Here is a 17,690-nt window from a genome sequence, read left to right on the forward strand (position 1 = left end):
CTGATTATCTTAAATGCCATAAGGTGATGGTGTTCCACCTTTCCCAACCGCCCTGACTGTAAGGGCTGATGACGCCTGATAACCCTGACTCTGTTTAACCAGAGGTCGGTGTATCAGGCCGTGTATTATTTGCCTGTTGGCACCTTCCTCTCCATTTCTGAGGATTTTATGTTGAAACCATTACTGGCTGTCATGATTGGCGGCTGTGCGGGCTGCGTGATCCGCTGGTTGCTGGCCGTGCGTCTGAATAGCCTGTTCCCCAACCTGCCACCGGGCACGCTGCTGGTGAATCTGGTGGGCGGCTTTATTATTGGCGCAACGGTGGCCTGGTTTGTGCGCCACCCGGGGATTGATCCGGCCTGGAAGCTGCTGATCACCACCGGGCTGTGCGGCGGCATGACGACATTTTCCACCTTCTCGCTGGAGGTGGTGACGCTATTGCAGGCAGGAAATTATCTGTGGGCGATGACCTCGATTCTGGTGCATGTGCTCGGATCGCTGTTGATGACCTTCGCCGGGTTCTGGCTGATGTCTCTTTTGTTCTGATTTAGCGTGCCAGCGCACTGGCGCTGGCCTCATCAAATAATGACAGGCTTTCTATCTGCTCCAGCATGATCACTTTGCGAAAAGCCATGGCCGATTTCGGTTCTGAATCAAGCGTGATGCCATGTTCGGCATACCAGCGGCTGTAATTATGCTCAATGCATAAATTCAGGCTTTTGCCATCGCGGTAACCACTCAGCATCGGGATCAGCACGACATTGGCTGTCGCGACATTGTCATAAGAGGCGGCGTGGATCATACCGATATAAATACGCCGCGATTTCAGCGTGATCCAGGCAAGCTCACCTTCTTCCATGCACTGAAACAGTAATCCCTCAACGCCATTGGCGCGGGAGAGCTTCTTGTACAGCTTTTTGCGGCCAAAGCTATCCAGTCGGGCGCTGCCTGACCAGCTTGAACGGTAAATGCAAAAGGCCACAGCAAAGGTGAGCATGATGACCACGGGTGCCTGAATGCCTAAAAAGCTCCAGGTCATAAATTCGATTTGCCACTGATGATGCAGGCCATCTGCCAGTGACGGAATGGCGTTAAAGGTTGCCGATACGGCCAGCAGCACTAACCAGATCAGTCCGGTGGCCAAAACACCCTGCAGGACAAAAATGCAGCCATACAGCGCCACCAGGAAGTAAACATCCCAGCCAAATGAACGTTTGATTTTGAAACGTGTAGAGAGGTCGCGGCTGGTGTACCAGTAGCCGCAGACCATTAACACCATAAAGATCGCCGTTCCCATCTCAGGCCCTCTTCAGTGCATTAACGTGCCGGGCAAAGTCTTCATGGACTTCCGGGCTGGAAAAATTGACCATCGCGCTGCCATCTTCATCAATCAGAATACGTTCACCCTCTTCGATCGACTCAGCAATATCGCGTTGACTCATCACCTGCAACAGGGACTCGGGGCTGGAAAACAAAGAGCAAATAAAGCGGAACATAGTTTCTCCTCAACGGGTGTCGGGGAAGCCTGGCAGCAGAGTGGCATTTCCGCTATCAGATGAAGGCGAAAACACACTGAGGGATTATCTGGAAATCGCGATCATTTGCCTTATCTTGCGGTCTGTCCTGTTTACCCGGATTGGGGAGAGTGGTAATTTCATACGGATAATCTGATAAGGATAATAGCGACATGAAGCAACTGGTCATCGATATTTTAATGAAGCTCGCCAAAATGGATGTGGATACGAAAGAGCTGACAGCCCAGGTTGAAGCACAATCCCTGCTGATTGCCGCGCTGTTGTTGACCGCAGGCAAAGAGGGATCATCCTCGATCTCTGAAAATATTCAGAATGCAGTACTCACTGCGTCACGCAGTGGCGATGGCTTTCTACAAACTGATGTGGATTTGCTGTTGACCCATGTCAACCGCCTGCTGGCGGTGACCCGTTATGTGGATGATGCTGCATCAACAGAAGACAGCTAACGATAAACCTCCCCACACAGCAGCACCACATTGGGGCGCCGCTTTAAGATCCGTTCGGCCATCTCTTCACAGGCGTATCGGGTGGGATAAATATGCTCGGAAACCGGAAGTGCGTCACAAGCATCATATCCACAGGCACTGACGAGTAATACGAAGCCGATTAACATCACTCACTCCTTTGACCGATCAGGGACTGATATTCAGTATAGGCGACAAGTTAAGGTGCGTGTAATCCGCTTGTGCTGAGCTGTTTGGGTTACTGTTATTGCACCATTTCTGTAACTTCTGGAGCTTTTGTCATGCTGTTTCGCGGACTTTCTGCTTTCCCCATAACGCCTCTAAATACGTCTGGCGTGGTTGATATTCCTGCTCTGGAAAAACTGCTGCTCAGGCTGAAACGAGCGGGGGTCGATTCAGTGGGGTTACACGGCAGTACCGGGTTGTATGCCTATCTCAGTCGTGAACAGAAGCAGCGATCCATTGAGGCTGCAGTGGCCTGTCTTGGCCCGGACATCCCGGTGATTCCCAGCGCGGGAGCGCTGCGTACTGATGAGGCTTGCCTGTTGGCTGAGGATGCTGAACGCGCCGGCGCTCAGGGAATTTTACTGGCGCCGGTTTCCTATACGCCACTGCGTGAAGAGGAAGTTTTCCAGCACTATTCTGCCGTGGCGCAGTCCAGTCATCTGCCCATTTGTATCTATAACAATCCTGGCACGACGCACTTTACCTTCACGCAGGGCTTACTACAGCGGCTGGCAACATTGCCGCAGATACAGGCGCTGAAGCAGCCCGGACAGGCCGATATGCGTCAGAGCGATGTAGCGGAGCTGCGAGCGTTGTTTCCAACAACGTTTGCCGTCGGCTACAGCGGTGACTGGCATGCGGCAGGGGCATTGCTGGCCGGGGGCGATGTGTGGTTTAGCGTGCTGGGAGGATTATTACCGCAACAGGCTCTGGCGCTAACCCGTGCTGCGCAGGGGGGAGAGGTGGATCGCGTTGCAGAACTCAACCAGCAGCTGGCGCCGTTGTGGCAATTGTTTCAGACGCTGAGTAGCCTGCGAGTGATGTATGCCGCCGCAGATATTCTGGGGATTTGCCAGCCCGTATTGCCACGGCCGTTATTGGGGCTGAACAGTGCCGAGTGTCGACAGGTTGAGCAGGTGTTGCATGCATTACCGGATGTGGAGTGATGTAGCAGAAATGGCCCTGCGGGTTCGCAGGGCCATTGAAAGCTTTATGAGACCGGCTTTCTACTTGCTGTGTGAAAGAATAATTAACGTGAAACGGTAGAGGTTGTGGTGGTCGTTGTTCCGGTATTGGAGCCATCACCGCCGCCGGAAGTCGCGAGAGCCACGCCTAACAGAGCAGCGACTGCGCCCACGCCGACGGCATCTGAAGTGCCATCTGACATGGATGATGCGCTACTACCTGCTGCCTCACCTGCCCCAGTAACGGCCCAGGTGTTGGCGCTGCCTGCCAGTAATACCAGCAGAAAAACTGATTTAACATATTTCATTTTATTATCCTAAGGTCTGGAGACAGCAGGTGCTGCCAGAGAAGGATAATGAGATTTATTGTGTTGTGATATGGGCATCTCACAGCGGTTTCAGCGGGACTCCAGTCGCAGTGGCAGGAAAAAAGATCCAGTCATAACTGTTCTGTCTTCTTGTCACAATACTGTCATAGTGGGGATTAGCGCAGCGGCGAAAATGCGATGAGAACTTTCTCGCGCTGAGTACGATTAATACTGGCTGTGAAACGTGGCCGCCTGTGGCTGGAAAACCGCACTTATTTTCAGAATATCCTCTTAGCATCATTATTCCTTCCCTGGATGCCCGCGCAGTGTGCGATTAATCCTGGTTTTTGCCAAATAGCCCAGCTTTTAAGAACTTGTTAAGCCAGTTATGGCCTACTGAAGATTGCCGTATTGAAGCGAGGGTTTATGTTGCTATCTGCACTGTCCTATATCAAAAATAAAACCGGGTATCTCCAGGAGTTTATTGCAGACCCCCGTAAAACGGGCACGATTGCCCCTTCGTCTAAGGCATTGTGTAAAACCATGTCAGATGCCGTCGACTGGCAGCATTGCCTGCGAATTGCAGAATTGGGGGCAGGGGACGGTGTGTTAACCCGTCACCTGCTGACCCGAATGCGCCCGGATGCCAGCCTGCTGACGTTTGAAACGAACCCACGTTTTCATCCTCGGCTGGCGGCACTTGAGGATGCGCGTTTGCAGGTGAGTGGCGAATCAGCGGAGACGTTGTGCGGAGAGTTTGATGCGATTTTTTCCGGCCTGCCGCTGTTATCGCTGCCGCATGAGGTTCGTCATCGTATTTTGCAGCAGGCTGCCTCACAGCTGAGTGCCAATGGTGTCTTTATCCAGTTCCAGTACACCTCGCTTTGCGAGCCGTTGCTCTCCGGGTATTTCGCCTGGAATCGCACGCGAGTACTGGCGAATCTGCCCCCGGCATGGGTCTATCGTGGCCATTCGCTGGCGCAGTTACCCTGGGCCAGTCGTGGACGTTAAATGAGATTGATCTGACTCTGGCTTGTTATTGGTGCAGCTTTGCTATGCTTAATCTTTAGCCCAAGAGGAGGACAAGATGAGCACTGAAGAAGCAGTACCAATTTCGAGTGAAGAAGAAGTCTGTACTATCATCGGTAAAGCCGTGGTTGACTTGAGTATTACGGGTCAGCCGGTTAACAAATCCACGCTGGGCTTAAAGCTGCTGGCGATGGCCGATCAGGATCAGGATGACGAACGTATTTTACTCTACTGGATTGCCCGCAGGGCCATCAATCAACCGCATAAATTTGCGGAGGCAAGGTTCTGATACTTGCCTTGTAAACGGTACATTTGCTACCGGACGACAACGGCCGTTCAGGCAATACCTGAACGGTCATTGCATCAGATAAGACGTTTCAGCCCCGGAACGCGGTCTATCAACGAGATTAGCAGTACTGACAGCAGATAGCTGACCAGCGCTATGGCTGGGATCGTCAGTACCGAAGAATAGTTATCAAAGCTGATGGGATACAACCGCATTAGCGTTTCCAGTACCAGCATGTGCACAAAGTAAACCCCTACGCTAAGCCTGGCCAGATTGCGGATGATCAGATTCACGCGCCGTGAAAACTGCAAAGGAGCATGCAGCAGCATAAAGAAGCAGGCCAATGCGAGTGTGACAATCGTGGGTGCTGAATAAAACAGGAAAATCTCATTAGGTTGACCAATGCTTTTCGACAGCGAATACCCCATCACTGCCGTTAATACTGCGCTGAGGATAAATATAATCGCCGCAATGGTGACTTTGGGCGACGGCTTATAACGACGAACCACCCCGCCAATAATATAAAATCCGGAGAGATAAACCACCATGTCGATATTGCTGGGCGTGGGTGCTATCCGGTTTTCCAGTACGGTCTCTTTGAAGTTATCAAATAACATATACACGGAGGCCAGCGCAAACCAGACGGCAATAATGTAGTTAATTCTCTTCTGACTTCCGTTTTGAATAAACGTATTCAGCAGCGGCGTCACCAGGAACAGCAGAATCAGGGTATAGATAAACCACAAATGCTCGTAGGCTGGGGTGCTCAGCAGATCCAGTAAGCTGAAAAGGGTCGTGCTGTCGTTGATTAAGCGGTCGTAAATAAAATAAATACCTGTCCAGGCAATCAGGGGTAACAACAAATTCAACACGCGAGTTTTCAGCGTGCTTAACAATGATTCATTTTTATTCAGTGAGATATAACCGGCGATCAGCAAAAACAAGGGAAATGAAATTCGTCCCAGCGCATCGTACATCACCGCGACTGACCAGGCGCTATGAAATGTGCTGAACGGTACCGCCGCCGTGTGCAACAGAACGACCAGATAAGTAGCGATGATCGTCAACAGTTTAATATTGAGGGTTTTCAAACAACGGTTTCCTTTGCCAGAGGGCTACACTGCATGGCATCTGCAGGTATTCACTGCCTTAAAGGTAACATATTTTGGGGCAAGTCTGATGTTTTACCTGCAAAAACGCCCGCAGTTTTAACTGCGTTGATTATTGATGATAATTTCCGGGGCGCAGGATTCACCCGGTTTGACGATGCGGAACTCTGCTTTACCCTTATGAACATAGATACAAGCCCGGCCCGCATCACCGCCATCCTGCTCCTGTGATAAAGAAATAACGGTTTTCTCTGCCATGGAAAAAGGCGTCAAAAGGATCAAACCCGCAAACAAGAGAAATAGCGGGTAGCGTTCAGTGAATTTTATTTTGTCGCTAAATTGCGACATAGCGTGCCCTCCATTAGCCTGTGTTAGGTCGTAGCCAATAAGCGCAGGTCACCATGACCTTTTCGCACTACGACCGTAACCTGTTATAAACCGGAGGCAATATCGGTGTTAATGGGGGCGCTTCTCTATGAGAATACTCTCATTTTATCTGGATCTGAAGTAAAGGCGGAAACAATTGCGTTCCCGCGCGAAGACACAGCGATTAATGCTGTAAAAACTGATGCTTGATGTGTTTGTAGAAGAAGGCGCCTTTAGAGGGAGCCGCCATAAAAAAATGCCAGGTCGTCAGAGGGACATTGCGATAAGTCGACGTCCCATGACCGAGTAATTCAACTTCCAGTATCCGTTTGTCAGCATCGTAGCCGACAGAGTGAATTGCAGATGAGGCAACAATTTGTCGTTTCATATCCCCTCCTGAACCAAATCGTGTGATTAAAATTTAACCTATAAACACGAGTTCATCTTGTCCTGAATCAAATTCATTGAGGTTTAGGCACATTAAGACAAGCGAGGCGGGGAGCGACAGAGAGAAGCGGATAAAAATGAGCCTCGGGAAGTGGGAAACCCAGCAACACTTCCTGAGGCCATGCAAATGCATGATTCGTTACAGGGCTACTGTACATGCCTAGCCAAACTTGTACAAGAATATTTTTTTTGCATAGATTTGGTGATTTGTATGGAGAGGCAAAAAGGATGACGGAGGACGATCAAACTTGCTAAAGTGCTTTTTTTCACTGGTTTAGCGGAATTTGATATGTCGAATGAAATTGCACACCCGTCCAACAGCCCGAAGCAGGCTGCCTTACAATTGGTGATTGAACTGGTTCGCGCCGGGAAATTGAGCCCGTTGCAGGGCGATGCGGCCAATATGATCTCGATCTATGAGCAGTTTAAGACGCATTTTGAAGCTGAAAAACATAAGCACGCGTCTGACTCCGCGATTTCCTGAGACTCGTTTCAGATAACCAGACGTTCAGCTACGGGCAAGGCCCGTAGCTGAAATGCACTACTTTTTACTGACCAGATCGAAATAGAGCAGGCTGTTGCCCACGCCCTGATAGTCGCCCTGGACATTGTTGCCCAGCCCCACCTGTTTCTGCCCCTGTAATGACACCACATACGGCGAGTTTTGCTGGATGTCGGTTTGCAGTTCCTGATAAAGCGCCGTGCGTTTTTTCACATCGCTCTCTGCGGCGGCCGCACGTGTTTTGGCACTCAGCTCAGGAATAGTCCAGCCGACGCGCCAGGCCAGTGTTTTCGGCCCGCCCTCAACGTTGTAGGCGAAGGTGCTGGCGTTGCTGTTGGCATCGACGTAATCCGCGCCCCAGTAGATAAAGATGGACTGGAAGTTACGTCCACGCATTTTTCCCCAGAGCTCAGACTCTGCCACGGGCTGGATATCAATCTGGATATCCGCTTTGGCAAAGCTGGCCTGCAACGCCTGCGCCACGTCACTGTACGGTGGCTGATTGATAATGGTCAGAGAGAAGCGGGTGCCGGGCTTGATCCCTCCTTTCGCCAGAATCGCTTTCGCTTTTGCCACATCGTAGTGGAAAGGTTGGTTGTCCAGCGCGCCGTCAAAGCCAGCAGGGAGGAAGGTCTGATGTGTTTGATACTGGCCCTTTAACAGCTGCGTGGACAGGCTGTTGTAATCGACCAGCCAGCGTGCGGCCTGCCACAGCGCCGGGTTACCCAGCGCAGGTTGTTGTTTATCCTGAGTGTTGAAACCGAGGTAGTAAATCAGTGCGGAGGGATAGCTGGCAACACGCACGTTGGTTTGTTTTTTCAGCGTGGCGAACTGGTCTGCGCCCAGATCGTATGCCACATCTGCATCGCCCTTTTCCAGCAACAGTCTGCGTGAACCGGCATCGGCAACGCTTTTCAGCAGCACGCGTTTCAGATGCGGGGCTGGCTGTGCGTTAGGATTCTGTTCCAGCACCAGCGCCTGCTGCGGCACGTACTTGCTGATGGCATAAGGGCCACTGCCTGCCGAATGTGTCCTCAGCCAGTTATTACCGTAATCCTGCTGGCTGACGTGCTGTTTCACCAGTTTGCTGTCGACTGTTGAAGCGACGGCAGAGGTCAGCAGTCTCAGTGCCAGGTCGCGGCCGATAGCTGACTGCCACCGGAGCTCAAACTGCGTATCGCTCTTCCTGGTAAACTGCGCATCAATATTTTCCGGTGTCCAGCCAAACTCACCCAGAATAAAGACCGGCGTTTTGTTCAGTTTCACCGCACGCGTTAGCGAGTAAATCACATCGTCGCTGGTGACCGGATTGCCGCTGGCAAATTTTTTCCCGGCGTTGAGCGTGAACAGCAGACTGTGTTCGGTGCTACCTGCTTCCCATTTGCTGGCGAGTTCCGGGACCAGATTACGTTCATGGCGGATCTCCGGGGAGACCAGCGTTTGGTAGACGTTGCGCAGACTGCTGTTACTGACGGTTTCAAAACTTTCCGCCGGATCAAAGCTGATAATCCCGTCGAGCGAGATGGCCACCACCAGCGTATCGGCCGGAGTGGCAGCCTGGGCGCCATGGGTCAATGCCAGGGTACTGGCGATTAATAAAGGAAGAATCTTGTGCATGATGGAGTCCTGAATCGGGAGCGATATCAGGACTATAGGCGTATAACTGTGGATCAGAAATGCCAGATCTGACTATGGTTAGCTGTTAAAAACACAACCTGCTTTAACCGACGATGCGGCCCTGATCCATCTGTACGGCGCGGTCACACATGTGGTCGATCACGTCAGGATCGTGACTGACCAGTACCATCGTCAGATTGTCCTGCTGCTTGAGCTGATTCAGCAGGTTGAGGATCTCCGCCTGTACCGACATATCCAACGCTGAGGTGGGCTCATCCAGCAGCAGAATTTTCGGCTCAAGCAGCAGGGCACGCACAATCGCAACGCGCTGACGCTGGCCGCCCGAAAGCTGATGCGGGTAGCGATCGGCCAGCGCCGGATCCAGCCCAACGTGACGGAAACCCTGATCGATACGGTCATTAATATTATCCGCTTTAATCAGTTTCAGCGGCTCTGCAAGGGTGCGGCGCAGGCGATGACGCGGATGCAGGGAGGCGTAAGGGTCCTGAAACACCATCTGCACGTCGCGCCGAAGTTGTCCGGTAAACGGCTTACCCGGCAGCGCCTGATGGCCTGCAAGCTGCATCTCACCCTGCCAGTGTGGGTTCAGACCGGCCATGACCCAAAGCAGTGATGATTTGCCACAGCCGGAGGGACCCACGAGGCCAAAGCATTCACCCGGATTGACCGACAGCGTGACATCATGCACGACGGTACGCAGGTCGTAGCCCTGTTTGTGAGCCACGCTCAGTTGGGATAACTCAATCATGCTGTTGCCCTTGTGTCAGCGCCGCGCGATCCAGCACCGGCAGGGGTTTACCCCGGGTCGATTTATTTGGACGGCAGGACCACAGCGTACGGGTATAAGGATGCGTAGCATGCGGTAATTCGGCCGCTGCCAGCTGGTCGAGCACTTCACCCTGATACATCACCATCACACGCTCACAATGTTCGGAAACCTGTTGTAGATCGTGGCTGATCAGCAGCAGTCCCATGTCACGCTGTTCCACCAGGTTGCGGATCAGGCTGAGTACCTGATCGCGCATGGCGTGATCGAGTGCGGAAGTAGGTTCATCAGCAATCAGAAAACGCGGTTCTGCAATCAGCGCCATTGCCAGCATCACACGCTGGCCCATCCCCCCCGAGAGCTGGTGTGGGTAGCGCTTCATCTGTTCTGCGGGCTGTGGCAGGCCAACAGCATCCAGCATGTCGCAGACTTTCTCTTTGATTTCCGCCCGGCTGAAATGGCCGTGTAGCTTAAGCGGTTCTGCCACCTGCCAGCCGATGGTGCGCAGTGGATTCAGGGCATATTTCGGGTCCTGCATCACCATGCCAAGCTGGCTTCCGCGCAGCTGGCTCCAGCGCCGTTCGTTCAGCGTCAGGGCGTTTTCTCCGGCGATGCTCAGGGTATTCGCCTGTACCTGAAGAGACGGTGCCAGCAGCCCCATTAATGCACGCGCGGTCAGGGATTTGCCGGAACCGGATTCCCCGACCAGCGCCACGCGCTCGCGGCCAAGCGTAAAGCTGATATTTTTCACCAGCGCCGTACCGTCAGCGCGGCGGATCGTCAAACCGTCTGCCACGATGGGTGCAGAAGAATCAGTTGCCATTTCGGGTATCCAGTCGGTCACGCAGGCCATCGCCTGTCAGGTTAAATGCCAGGCTGGCAAACAGAATCGCACCACCGGGAACGGCGGCGACCCACCACTGGTCAAAAATCACTTTACTGCCTTCGGCGACCATAGAACCCCACTCGGCGGTCGGGGGCTGAATGCCCATGCCAAGGAAACCCAGGCCCGCCGCCGAGAGAATAATCCCGCCGAGGCTGAGAGCTGCACGCACCACGGCGGTGGGCAGGCAGAGCGGTAAAATATGACCAAACATCAGACGCAGACCATTAATTCCCTGCATGCGCGCAGCGGCAAGGTAGTCGCTGCGGCGCAGCGCCAGCGTTTCAGCACGCGCCTGGCGCGCAAACGGCGGCCAGCTGGTGAGTGCCAGCGCCAGCGCGCCGTTCATCAGCCCAGGCCCCATCATGGCGACCAGTGCCAGTGCAATGACCAGATTGGGCAGTGACAGGAAAATATCAGTGATGCGCATCAGTACACGCTCACTCCAGCCGCCAAGATAACCGGCGCTGATACCAATAAGCATGCCAACGGGGATGGTCAGCACCAGGATCAGCGAGATCAGCAGCAGCGTAGGGCGGGCACCATAAATCACCCGGGAAAGCAGATCGCGGCCAAAACCGTCCGTGCCCAGCCAGTGGCTGGCGGACGGCGGCATCAGACGTATGCCCATTTCCTGGGCGTTAGGATCAAACGGGGCCAGCAGCGGGGCAAACAGCGCAGCAAAAATCAGCAGACCCACCAGGCTCAGCCCGAGGGTCAATGTGATATGACGACGTGGTCGCCGCGTGCGCGGTTTGACGCTTTCAGCATCAGAGAGAGATTGCGTCATCGTGTTCTCGGGTCGGTCAAATAGGTTAACGCATCGGCCAGTGCATTGATGGCAATAAAGCAGCTACCAATCAGCAGGGTGGAGCCGAGGATCGCCGGGGTATCGGAGGCGAACAGCGCCGTGGTCATGTAGCGCCCGACGCCAGGCCAGGCGAAGACGGTTTCCGTCAGCACTGAGCCTTCCAGCAGGGTAGCGTAAGAGAGCGCCAGTACAGTGATCAGCGTGCCACGTACGTTAGGAAAAATATGCAGCAGCAGAATGCGTCCACGGCTGGCACCTTTAGCGCGGGCCAGAGTGACGTACTCTTTACTGCTTTCTTCCAGCAATGCTGCGCGCAGCAGACGAGTAATGGTCGCCATCGATAGCAGGCCAAGCACCACCACGGGCAGCCACAGGTGGGCAATGGCGTTGCGGAACATCTCCATATCCCCGGAGAGCCAGCTGTCAATCAGCACCAGCCCGGTTTTCGGTTCAAGGGTATAAATCCAGATATCATCCAGACGACCAGGCCCGGCAGACCAGTGCAGCACGGCGTAAAACAGCAACAGACCCAGCAGGCCGAGCCAGAATACTGGCACCGAATAACCGAGCAGGGAGATCATACGCGCCACGTTATCCAGCACGCTGCCGGGTTTCCATGCGGCCAGCAGGGCCAGCAGGATGCCAAACACCGCGCCAAAGATCATCGCGCAGGTGGCCAGTTCAATAGTGGCAGGGAAGGTACGCAGCAGATCGCTGGCCACCGGCTGATTGGTGATGCTGGAAATACCGAGATCGCCACGGACTAAATGTTCCAGATAGTGCCAGAATTGCACTGGTACTGGCTGGTCCAGCCCAAGACTGGCACGCACCTGGGCATAGGTCGATTCGCTGGCGTGATCGCCGGCAATTTGCAGCACCGGATCAACCGGGGAAAGATGGGACAACGCAAAGGTGAAAACCAGCAGTCCGAGCAATGTCACCACCAGCGAAAGCAGGGCACCGAGTGCCCCACCGCTGCGACGCCAGAAAAGCCGGGCAGAAGGCCCGGCATTGTTTTCGGCTGCTGCCATTACTTGGTGACCTGGCTGTAGTAAACCATATCCGGATTAATCCCCTGCACGTAGCCTTTCAGATTATCGCGCAATGCCACCAGATTACGGGCCTGCATACCGATGACATACGGTGAATTTTTCTGCACTTCACGCTGCATTTTTTCATACAGTTCAACGCGCTTCGCTTTGTCGGTTTCTGCCGTGGCCGCCAGCGTCTGCTTGCTGAGTTCCGGAATGTGCCAGTTAGAGCGCCATGCCAGCGTTTTGCTACCGTCTTCCGGGTTATAGGCGAAGGCGGCGGCATTGGTGTTCGGATCGAAATAGTCGGCACCCCAGGCGTTCAGCGTGGATTCGTACTGGTGTGATTTCACGCGGGTAGCCACTTCAGAGCTGATGCCAGGCTGGACTTCAACTTTCACGCCACCTTTAGCGAAGCTGGCCTGCAAGGCCTGGGCAATGTCCAGGTACGGTGGCTGGTTGCTGACGGCCAGCTTAAAGCTGACGTTGCTCAGGCCTGCTTTCTTCAGAATTGCTTTGGCTTTTTCCGGGTCGTAGCTGTACGGGTTTTCGTTCAGCGCACCGAGGAAACCTTCCGGCAGGAACGACTGATGTACCTGGAACTGGCCTTTCAGCAGGTCGTTGGCAATGCCTTTATAGTCGAACAGGTAACGCGATGCTTCCCACAATGCCGGGTTTTTCAGCACCGGGTTGGCATCAATATTGAACTGAATGTAATACAGGGAAGCCATCGGCACCGCGAGGGTTTTTACACCCGGCTTATCTTTCAGAGAGGCCATTTGATCGGCGCCCAAATTACGCGCGATATCGGCATCACCCTGTTCCAGCAGCAGGCGCCGCGCCGCGGGTTCTGGTACATTTTTGATTAACACATTCTTCAGCTTCGGTGCGCCGGCCGGAGAGGTCGGGTTCGCGCTGAATAACACCACTTCATGCGGAATATATTTACGGATCTGATACGGGCCGCTGCCTGCGGAATTCAGTGCCAGCCATTTGTTGCCGAGATCGCCTTTTTGTTCGTGGGCCATCACGGTTTTTTCGTCAACGATAGAAGACACTGGCGCTGCCAGCAGGCTCAGAACGTAGGTCGGGCTGACGTCTGCGCTCCAGCTGATCTGCACATGGGTATCGTCGATTTTCTTGAACTGGGCGTCAACGTTCTCTTTGGTCCAACCAAGCTGAGTCAGAATAAAGGACGGATCAAGGTTCAGTTTAACAACGCGTGACAGTGAGAAGATCACATCTTCAGGGCGCAGCGGGTTGCCGGAGGCAAATTTTGCCCCTTCGCGCAAAGTAAAGGTCATGCTGCGGTTATCGCTGCCCGGTGTCCAACTGCTGGCCAGCGTTGGTTTCAGGTCAATCGGGTTTTGCGGGTCAGACTGCACCAGGCGCTGATAAAGGTTGGTGAAAGCCTGTACGGAGGTCAGTTCAAAGCCGTCGGCCGGATCGAAGCTTTTTGCATCATCAATAGACTGGGCGATCACCAGTGTGTCAGCAGGGGTCGCAGCCGACGCAGCAAACGATGCTGCCAGTGCCAGGGCGATAACAGAAGGGACTGCAATTTTCATGACGTTTCCTGAAGTGACGTTTTTCGCGAGTGTAAGGGAACAGGGGATAAGAACAATAGTAGATTATTCGCTATCGTTATGCCTGAAAGTTATAAGTTGAAGGAAACGGTTATAGAACTAATGTGTACCAGGCATCATGGCTGGCTGAACATTTGCCACAGCAACGGAGCGATACTCAGCAGATTGTTAAGCATATGCAGAAAAATCGGCAGTTTCAGACCACCGGATACCATGCGTGCGGCGCACAGCAGTAGCGAAAGCACCATCAGGGCAATCACGGTTTGCAGATGGGCGTACTGGGTGTGCATCGCGGAGAAAATAATCGAGGCCAGCAGAGCACAGGCGATGCGCTGGCGCGGCGCCCACAGCAGGAATGCCTGCAGGATAAAACCGCGAAACAGGATCTCTTCAAATACCGGAGCCAGTATCACCACCGCAAAGGCAAACCATACCAGGGTCAGATCGCTATGGCTGAGCTGCTCGCCGATCCAGCCCTCCTGGCGCAGATAGAGTGACTGGCTGGCAATCACCGCCAGCAACAGACCCGTAAATAACAGCATCTGGCGCAGTTTCAGCTTGCCCAGAGGAATATCCTTATGATGCTGCTGATACCCGCGATAAAGCGGCACGAGGGCGGCGAACTCCAGCAGGCAGAGGATCGGCATCAGCAGGCCGCGACTTTTCAGCATCTCGAAATGAGGAAAACTGCTGACCATCACCGTAATGGCATACCAGACCATAAATACGCCTGCACAAAGCAGAGTGTGGCTGACCCGGTCGGTCGATGGTGTCATGGTCGTAAGGCTCTTTAGCGTCTGAAGGAGTGCGATGTTAGCAAGCACGACAGAGGCTGTCGAGATACGCCAGTTATGGCGGTTTACATCAAAATATCTAAATAGTTTCCTATTGTTGCCGATATTAATGAATAGCTTTTTTCTGGGGACAGGCACTGACGTTCAACGTACAGCGCCATAAGCGCGTCAAACGAACAAGGAAGGGTTCGAGTGGTTTCATAAAGGGGTTTTCATTATGAATCATCCTCCTGTGCTGGCGTATGAATTAGCCGATGGGCAAAAAGCCACGCTAGCCGCCCGCAGAACGTTGATGGCACTGGCGCTGCTGCTCATCAGTGCCCTGTTTCTTTCCATGCTGATGGTCGTGGGCGTGGCCTGGAATCAGAATCAGGAATCTGTCGCTCGGGAAAGCCAGCTCTTGCACAATGCCTGGCAGGAGCAGCAGCGTACGCAGGTGACGGAACTGCGTGACTATGCTTTCTGGCAGGAAGCCTGGCTGCATATGTACCTGACCATTGACCCTGACTGGGCGTGGCATCAGCAAAATCTGGGCCCCGGTTTGTTCAGTGAGCATCACTACAACGGCGTGTTTGTCGTTGATGTCGACAACCGCACGCGCTATGCCATGATCGATGGCAAGCTGTCTTCTCTCACTCTGGAAGCGTGGTTGGGCGATCGGGCGTTGCTGCTGGTCGAACGGGCGCGCCAGCAGATGCGTGGGCAAAAAGTCATCAGTGAAAATATCATGATGGGTGAAACCCCGGCGCTGGTAGCAGCGGCACCGATCACCCGAGGGAAAATGCCCCATGAAGAGACATTGTCAGCCACACCTTCAGTGATGGTCTTCGTTTATCGTTTTACCCCCGACAAACTGCGTGCATTCGGTAATGCGGTCGGCGTGGAAAATGCGCGCGTGCCGGACGATGCACACGATCGCTACACCTCACCTTTTATTGAAGAAAATGTCAGTCAGGGAGAGCCGCTGGTGCTGCGCTGGGACCCGAGCCAGCCTGGGCGGAATTTGTTGTTATTCCTGCTGCCGCTGCTGGCACTGGCGGCGCTGGTTATTGGCGTGGTCACGCGGCGTGTCATCAATCATGCCATGAATACGGCGATGTTATCGGATACGCGTTTCCTGCAATTGATGCACAGTCAGCGTGAGCTGGCAGCCAGTGAGGCGCGCTTTCGTGATGTGGCTGAAGCGACGTCCGACTGGATTTGGGAAACGGATGCCTCGTGCCGTATTACCTATCTTTCCCGGCGCTTTTCCATTGTGACGGGTTTTGGTCTGAATATGTCTACAGGCCGCTTGCTTGACGAAATTTTATGTCACGACGCGCTGGCGATCAGTGAGTGGGTGGCGCAGCAGCGCAGCGGAGGGCCACGCAGCCAGCTACGCTGTTATCTGCAATCTGTACATCACGGGCTGCGCACTTGTAGCCTGGTCGCGAAGCCGATCATGCTGCGTGGCAAGCTGTTGGGGTATCGCGGCACGGTGTCGGACATCTCGCATGAAGTGGAGGCGCAGGCACGGGTTCACTATCTTTCACAACATGATGTACTGACCGGGCTGCCAAATCGCTTGTTTATGCAGGAGTTTCTTCAGGAAAAATTGCGTTCACAGCCCACATTTTCGCATCCTTTGGTGATGATCAGCCTCGATCTCGACCGTTTTAAACCGATCAACGACACCTGGGGACATGCGGCAGGTGACAGCGTGCTGATTGACGTCGCGCGTCGCTTACGCGCTTGCCTCACTGCCGGCGATCTGGTGGCACGCCTCGGTGGCGATGAATTTATTCTGATTGCGACCGATCTCAGGACAACGGCAGATATTGAAGCATGCTGTCAGCGGCTGCTGCACGATTTGCACCGCGCCTTCTTTATTGGGGATCAGGAGCTGTATATCGGTGCCAGCCTCGGTATTGCGCGGGCGCCACAGGATGCCATGGAGGCGGATGAACTGCTGCGTCTGGCTGATATCGCCCTGTATAAGTCGAAACGCCAGGGCCGCGACCGCTGGGTGTTTTACACCGGAGAGATGTCGCAACTGCTGGCACGTCGCAGCGATCTGGAGCGTAAGCTGCGTCGGGGCATAGCTGCCGGTGAGTTACGGCTGCACTATCAGCCGCGTTACCATCTGGAAAGTGGTCAGTTGGAAGGTGCCGAAGCCTTGATTCGCTGGGCACAGCAGCCGCCCGCTCTGGTGATGCCGGACAGTTTTATTCCGCTGGCAGAGCAAACCGGCTTGATTGTCGAAATCAGCAACTGGGTGCTGCATCGCGCTTGCCACGATGCCACATCCTGGCCTCAGGCGCTCTCCGTCTCGGTGAATATTTCACCGATTGAGTTTCGCACGGGTAACCTGGCGTTGAGGGTTGCCGCCGCGCTGGAAAACAGTGGGCTTGAGGCTTCCCGACTGGAGCTGGAAATTACCGAAAATATTACGATGGATCACCCGGAAAGCGCCCTGGCAATAATGGGTGAGCTGAAAGCGATGGGGGTGAAAATCGCCGTGGATGATTTTGGCGCGGGTTTTGCCTCACTGAGCTATCTCAAGAGTTTTCCTTTTGACAGCATGAAAATGGATCGATCCTACATGGAAGGGTATCCACAGGATGCGCAGGCGCACGCTATCGTGGAGGGAATTATCGGGCTGGGTAGGGCTTTCTCTCTGGAGGTCACCGCCGAAGGTATTGAAACCCAGGAGCAACTGGAAGAGTTAAAACGCAGCGCCTGTTATGCAGGACAAGGGTATCTGCTGGGGCGCCCCGTTCCGCTGGAGGCATTCAATTTGCTGCTGGATAAGCCAGTAGCAGAGAGTGACGGCAGCGGGAGGGATGATTTGACGCGCTCCTGAGTGAGGCAGAAGCGCGGGCAGAGGGTTAACGGACTCTGACTGCAACCAGAGTCATGAAGACTGCAAAGGCGACAAAGATAACGAGTTCCACAGGACGCTCCTC

At 53.9% G+C, this 17,690-nt stretch carries 20 protein-coding genes and 1 riboswitch; of the genes, 8 read left to right on the forward strand and 12 right to left on the reverse strand.

The genetic code is table 11. The features are described from left to right. Positions 1-13 precede the first annotated feature (13 nt). Positions 14-85: riboswitch (Fluoride riboswitch) on the forward strand. Positions 86-168: 83 nt separating this feature from the next. Continuing rightward, positions 169-546, forward strand: a complete 378-nt coding sequence (gene crcB, locus WH277_RS10725; protein WP_133846233.1) for a fluoride efflux transporter CrcB — start codon at positions 169-171, stop codon at positions 544-546. A gap of 1 nt (position 547) precedes the next feature. Here crcB and WH277_RS10730 read toward each other — a convergent pair whose 3' ends face one another. Both WH277_RS10730 and WH277_RS10735 read right to left on the reverse strand, forming a co-directional pair. Further along, complete coding sequence (locus tag WH277_RS10730; protein WP_167864047.1) at positions 548-1,297, reverse strand: hypothetical protein; 750 nt, start codon at positions 1,295-1,297, stop codon at positions 548-550. A gap of 1 nt (position 1,298) precedes the next feature. Then, on the reverse strand, positions 1,299-1,496 hold the full coding sequence (locus tag WH277_RS10735; RefSeq protein ID WP_133846235.1) for a hypothetical protein: 198 nt from the start codon (positions 1,494-1,496) through the stop codon (positions 1,299-1,301). Positions 1,497-1,687: 191 nt separating this feature from the next. Between WH277_RS10735 and iraP the strand changes: the two genes are divergently transcribed. Together iraP and WH277_RS10745 are read left to right on the forward strand one after the other, a co-directional pair. Then, entirely contained in the window at positions 1,688-1,981 is a 294-nt protein-coding gene (gene iraP / locus WH277_RS10740; protein WP_133846236.1) for an anti-adapter protein IraP, read from the forward strand. A gap of 299 nt (positions 1,982-2,280) precedes the next feature. Next, a complete protein-coding gene (locus tag WH277_RS10745) occupies positions 2,281-3,171 on the forward strand; it encodes a dihydrodipicolinate synthase family protein (protein ID WP_133846237.1) in 891 nt (296 codons plus the stop codon). An 83-nt stretch (positions 3,172-3,254) separates the two neighbouring features. Here the strand turns inward: WH277_RS10745 and yjbE are convergent, their stop codons facing one another. Beyond that, the gene (yjbE, locus tag WH277_RS10750; protein WP_133846238.1) at positions 3,255-3,497 is read right to left on the reverse strand and encodes an exopolysaccharide production protein YjbE; all 243 of its coding nucleotides are present in this window, start codon (positions 3,495-3,497) and stop codon (positions 3,255-3,257) included. Between the two features lie 429 nt (positions 3,498-3,926). On the opposite strand from yjbE, the gene WH277_RS10755 reads away from it, so the two are divergent. Next, positions 3,927-4,508: a class I SAM-dependent methyltransferase gene (locus tag WH277_RS10755; protein WP_133846329.1), complete on the forward strand. Its 582-nt coding sequence runs from the start codon at positions 3,927-3,929 to the stop codon at positions 4,506-4,508. Between the two features lie 76 nt (positions 4,509-4,584). Beyond that, entirely contained in the window at positions 4,585-4,815 is a 231-nt protein-coding gene (locus WH277_RS10760; protein WP_133846239.1) for a hypothetical protein, read from the forward strand. 74 nt (positions 4,816-4,889) lie between these two features. Here WH277_RS10760 and WH277_RS10765 read toward each other — a convergent pair whose 3' ends face one another. Beyond that, the gene (locus WH277_RS10765) at positions 4,890-5,903 is read right to left on the reverse strand and encodes an acyltransferase (RefSeq protein ID WP_339505630.1); all 1,014 of its coding nucleotides are present in this window, start codon (positions 5,901-5,903) and stop codon (positions 4,890-4,892) included. Between the two features lie 33 nt (positions 5,904-5,936). On the opposite strand from WH277_RS10765, the gene WH277_RS10770 reads away from it, so the two are divergent. Next, positions 5,937-6,152 carry a hypothetical protein gene (locus tag WH277_RS10770; RefSeq protein ID WP_167864049.1) on the forward strand — a complete coding sequence of 72 codons (216 nt, stop codon included), beginning with the start codon at positions 5,937-5,939 and terminating at the stop codon, positions 6,150-6,152. Positions 6,153-6,471: 319 nt separating this feature from the next. On the opposite strand, the gene WH277_RS10775 is transcribed toward WH277_RS10770, so the two are convergent. Beyond that, positions 6,472-6,675, reverse strand: coding sequence for a KTSC domain-containing protein (locus WH277_RS10775; RefSeq protein WP_133846242.1), 204 nt, complete (start codon positions 6,673-6,675; stop codon positions 6,472-6,474). Positions 6,676-7,023: 348 nt separating this feature from the next. On the opposite strand from WH277_RS10775, the gene WH277_RS10780 reads away from it, so the two are divergent. Further along, complete coding sequence (locus WH277_RS10780) at positions 7,024-7,218, forward strand: hypothetical protein (RefSeq protein ID WP_133846243.1); 195 nt, start codon at positions 7,024-7,026, stop codon at positions 7,216-7,218. A 57-nt stretch (positions 7,219-7,275) separates the two neighbouring features. Here WH277_RS10780 and WH277_RS10785 read toward each other — a convergent pair whose 3' ends face one another. From WH277_RS10785 to WH277_RS10815, 7 genes are all read right to left on the reverse strand, one after another. Continuing rightward, a complete protein-coding gene (locus WH277_RS10785; RefSeq protein WP_133846244.1) occupies positions 7,276-8,853 on the reverse strand; it encodes an ABC transporter substrate-binding protein in 1,578 nt (525 codons plus the stop codon). 103 nt (positions 8,854-8,956) lie between these two features. Next, complete coding sequence (locus tag WH277_RS10790; RefSeq protein ID WP_133846245.1) at positions 8,957-9,622, reverse strand: ABC transporter ATP-binding protein; 666 nt, start codon at positions 9,620-9,622, stop codon at positions 8,957-8,959. Continuing rightward, on the reverse strand, positions 9,615-10,463 hold the full coding sequence (locus tag WH277_RS10795; protein WP_339505634.1) for an ABC transporter ATP-binding protein: 849 nt from the start codon (positions 10,461-10,463) through the stop codon (positions 9,615-9,617). The genes WH277_RS10790 and WH277_RS10795 overlap by 8 nt, the downstream gene beginning before the upstream one ends. Beyond that, positions 10,453-11,313: an ABC transporter permease gene (locus WH277_RS10800; protein WP_339505637.1), complete on the reverse strand. Its 861-nt coding sequence runs from the start codon at positions 11,311-11,313 to the stop codon at positions 10,453-10,455. Before WH277_RS10800 ends, WH277_RS10795 begins: the two co-directional genes overlap by 11 nt. Then, positions 11,310-12,365, reverse strand: coding sequence for an ABC transporter permease (locus WH277_RS10805; protein WP_133846248.1), 1,056 nt, complete (start codon positions 12,363-12,365; stop codon positions 11,310-11,312). The genes WH277_RS10800 and WH277_RS10805 overlap by 4 nt, the downstream gene beginning before the upstream one ends. Then, positions 12,365-13,933, reverse strand: coding sequence for an ABC transporter substrate-binding protein (locus WH277_RS10810; protein WP_159337635.1), 1,569 nt, complete (start codon positions 13,931-13,933; stop codon positions 12,365-12,367). The genes WH277_RS10805 and WH277_RS10810 overlap by 1 nt, the downstream gene beginning before the upstream one ends. Before the next feature lie 134 nt (positions 13,934-14,067). Continuing rightward, the gene (locus WH277_RS10815) at positions 14,068-14,727 is read right to left on the reverse strand and encodes a CPBP family intramembrane glutamic endopeptidase (RefSeq protein ID WP_339505641.1); all 660 of its coding nucleotides are present in this window, start codon (positions 14,725-14,727) and stop codon (positions 14,068-14,070) included. Between the two features lie 235 nt (positions 14,728-14,962). On the opposite strand from WH277_RS10815, the gene WH277_RS10820 reads away from it, so the two are divergent. After that, the gene (locus tag WH277_RS10820) at positions 14,963-17,587 is read left to right on the forward strand and encodes a bifunctional diguanylate cyclase/phosphodiesterase (protein WP_339505644.1); all 2,625 of its coding nucleotides are present in this window, start codon (positions 14,963-14,965) and stop codon (positions 17,585-17,587) included. The last annotated feature ends 103 nt before the right edge of the window (positions 17,588-17,690 follow it).

The organism is Erwinia sp. MYb416 (genome assembly GCF_037479575.1).
Classification (GTDB): domain Bacteria; phylum Pseudomonadota; class Gammaproteobacteria; order Enterobacterales; family Enterobacteriaceae; genus Erwinia; species Erwinia rhapontici.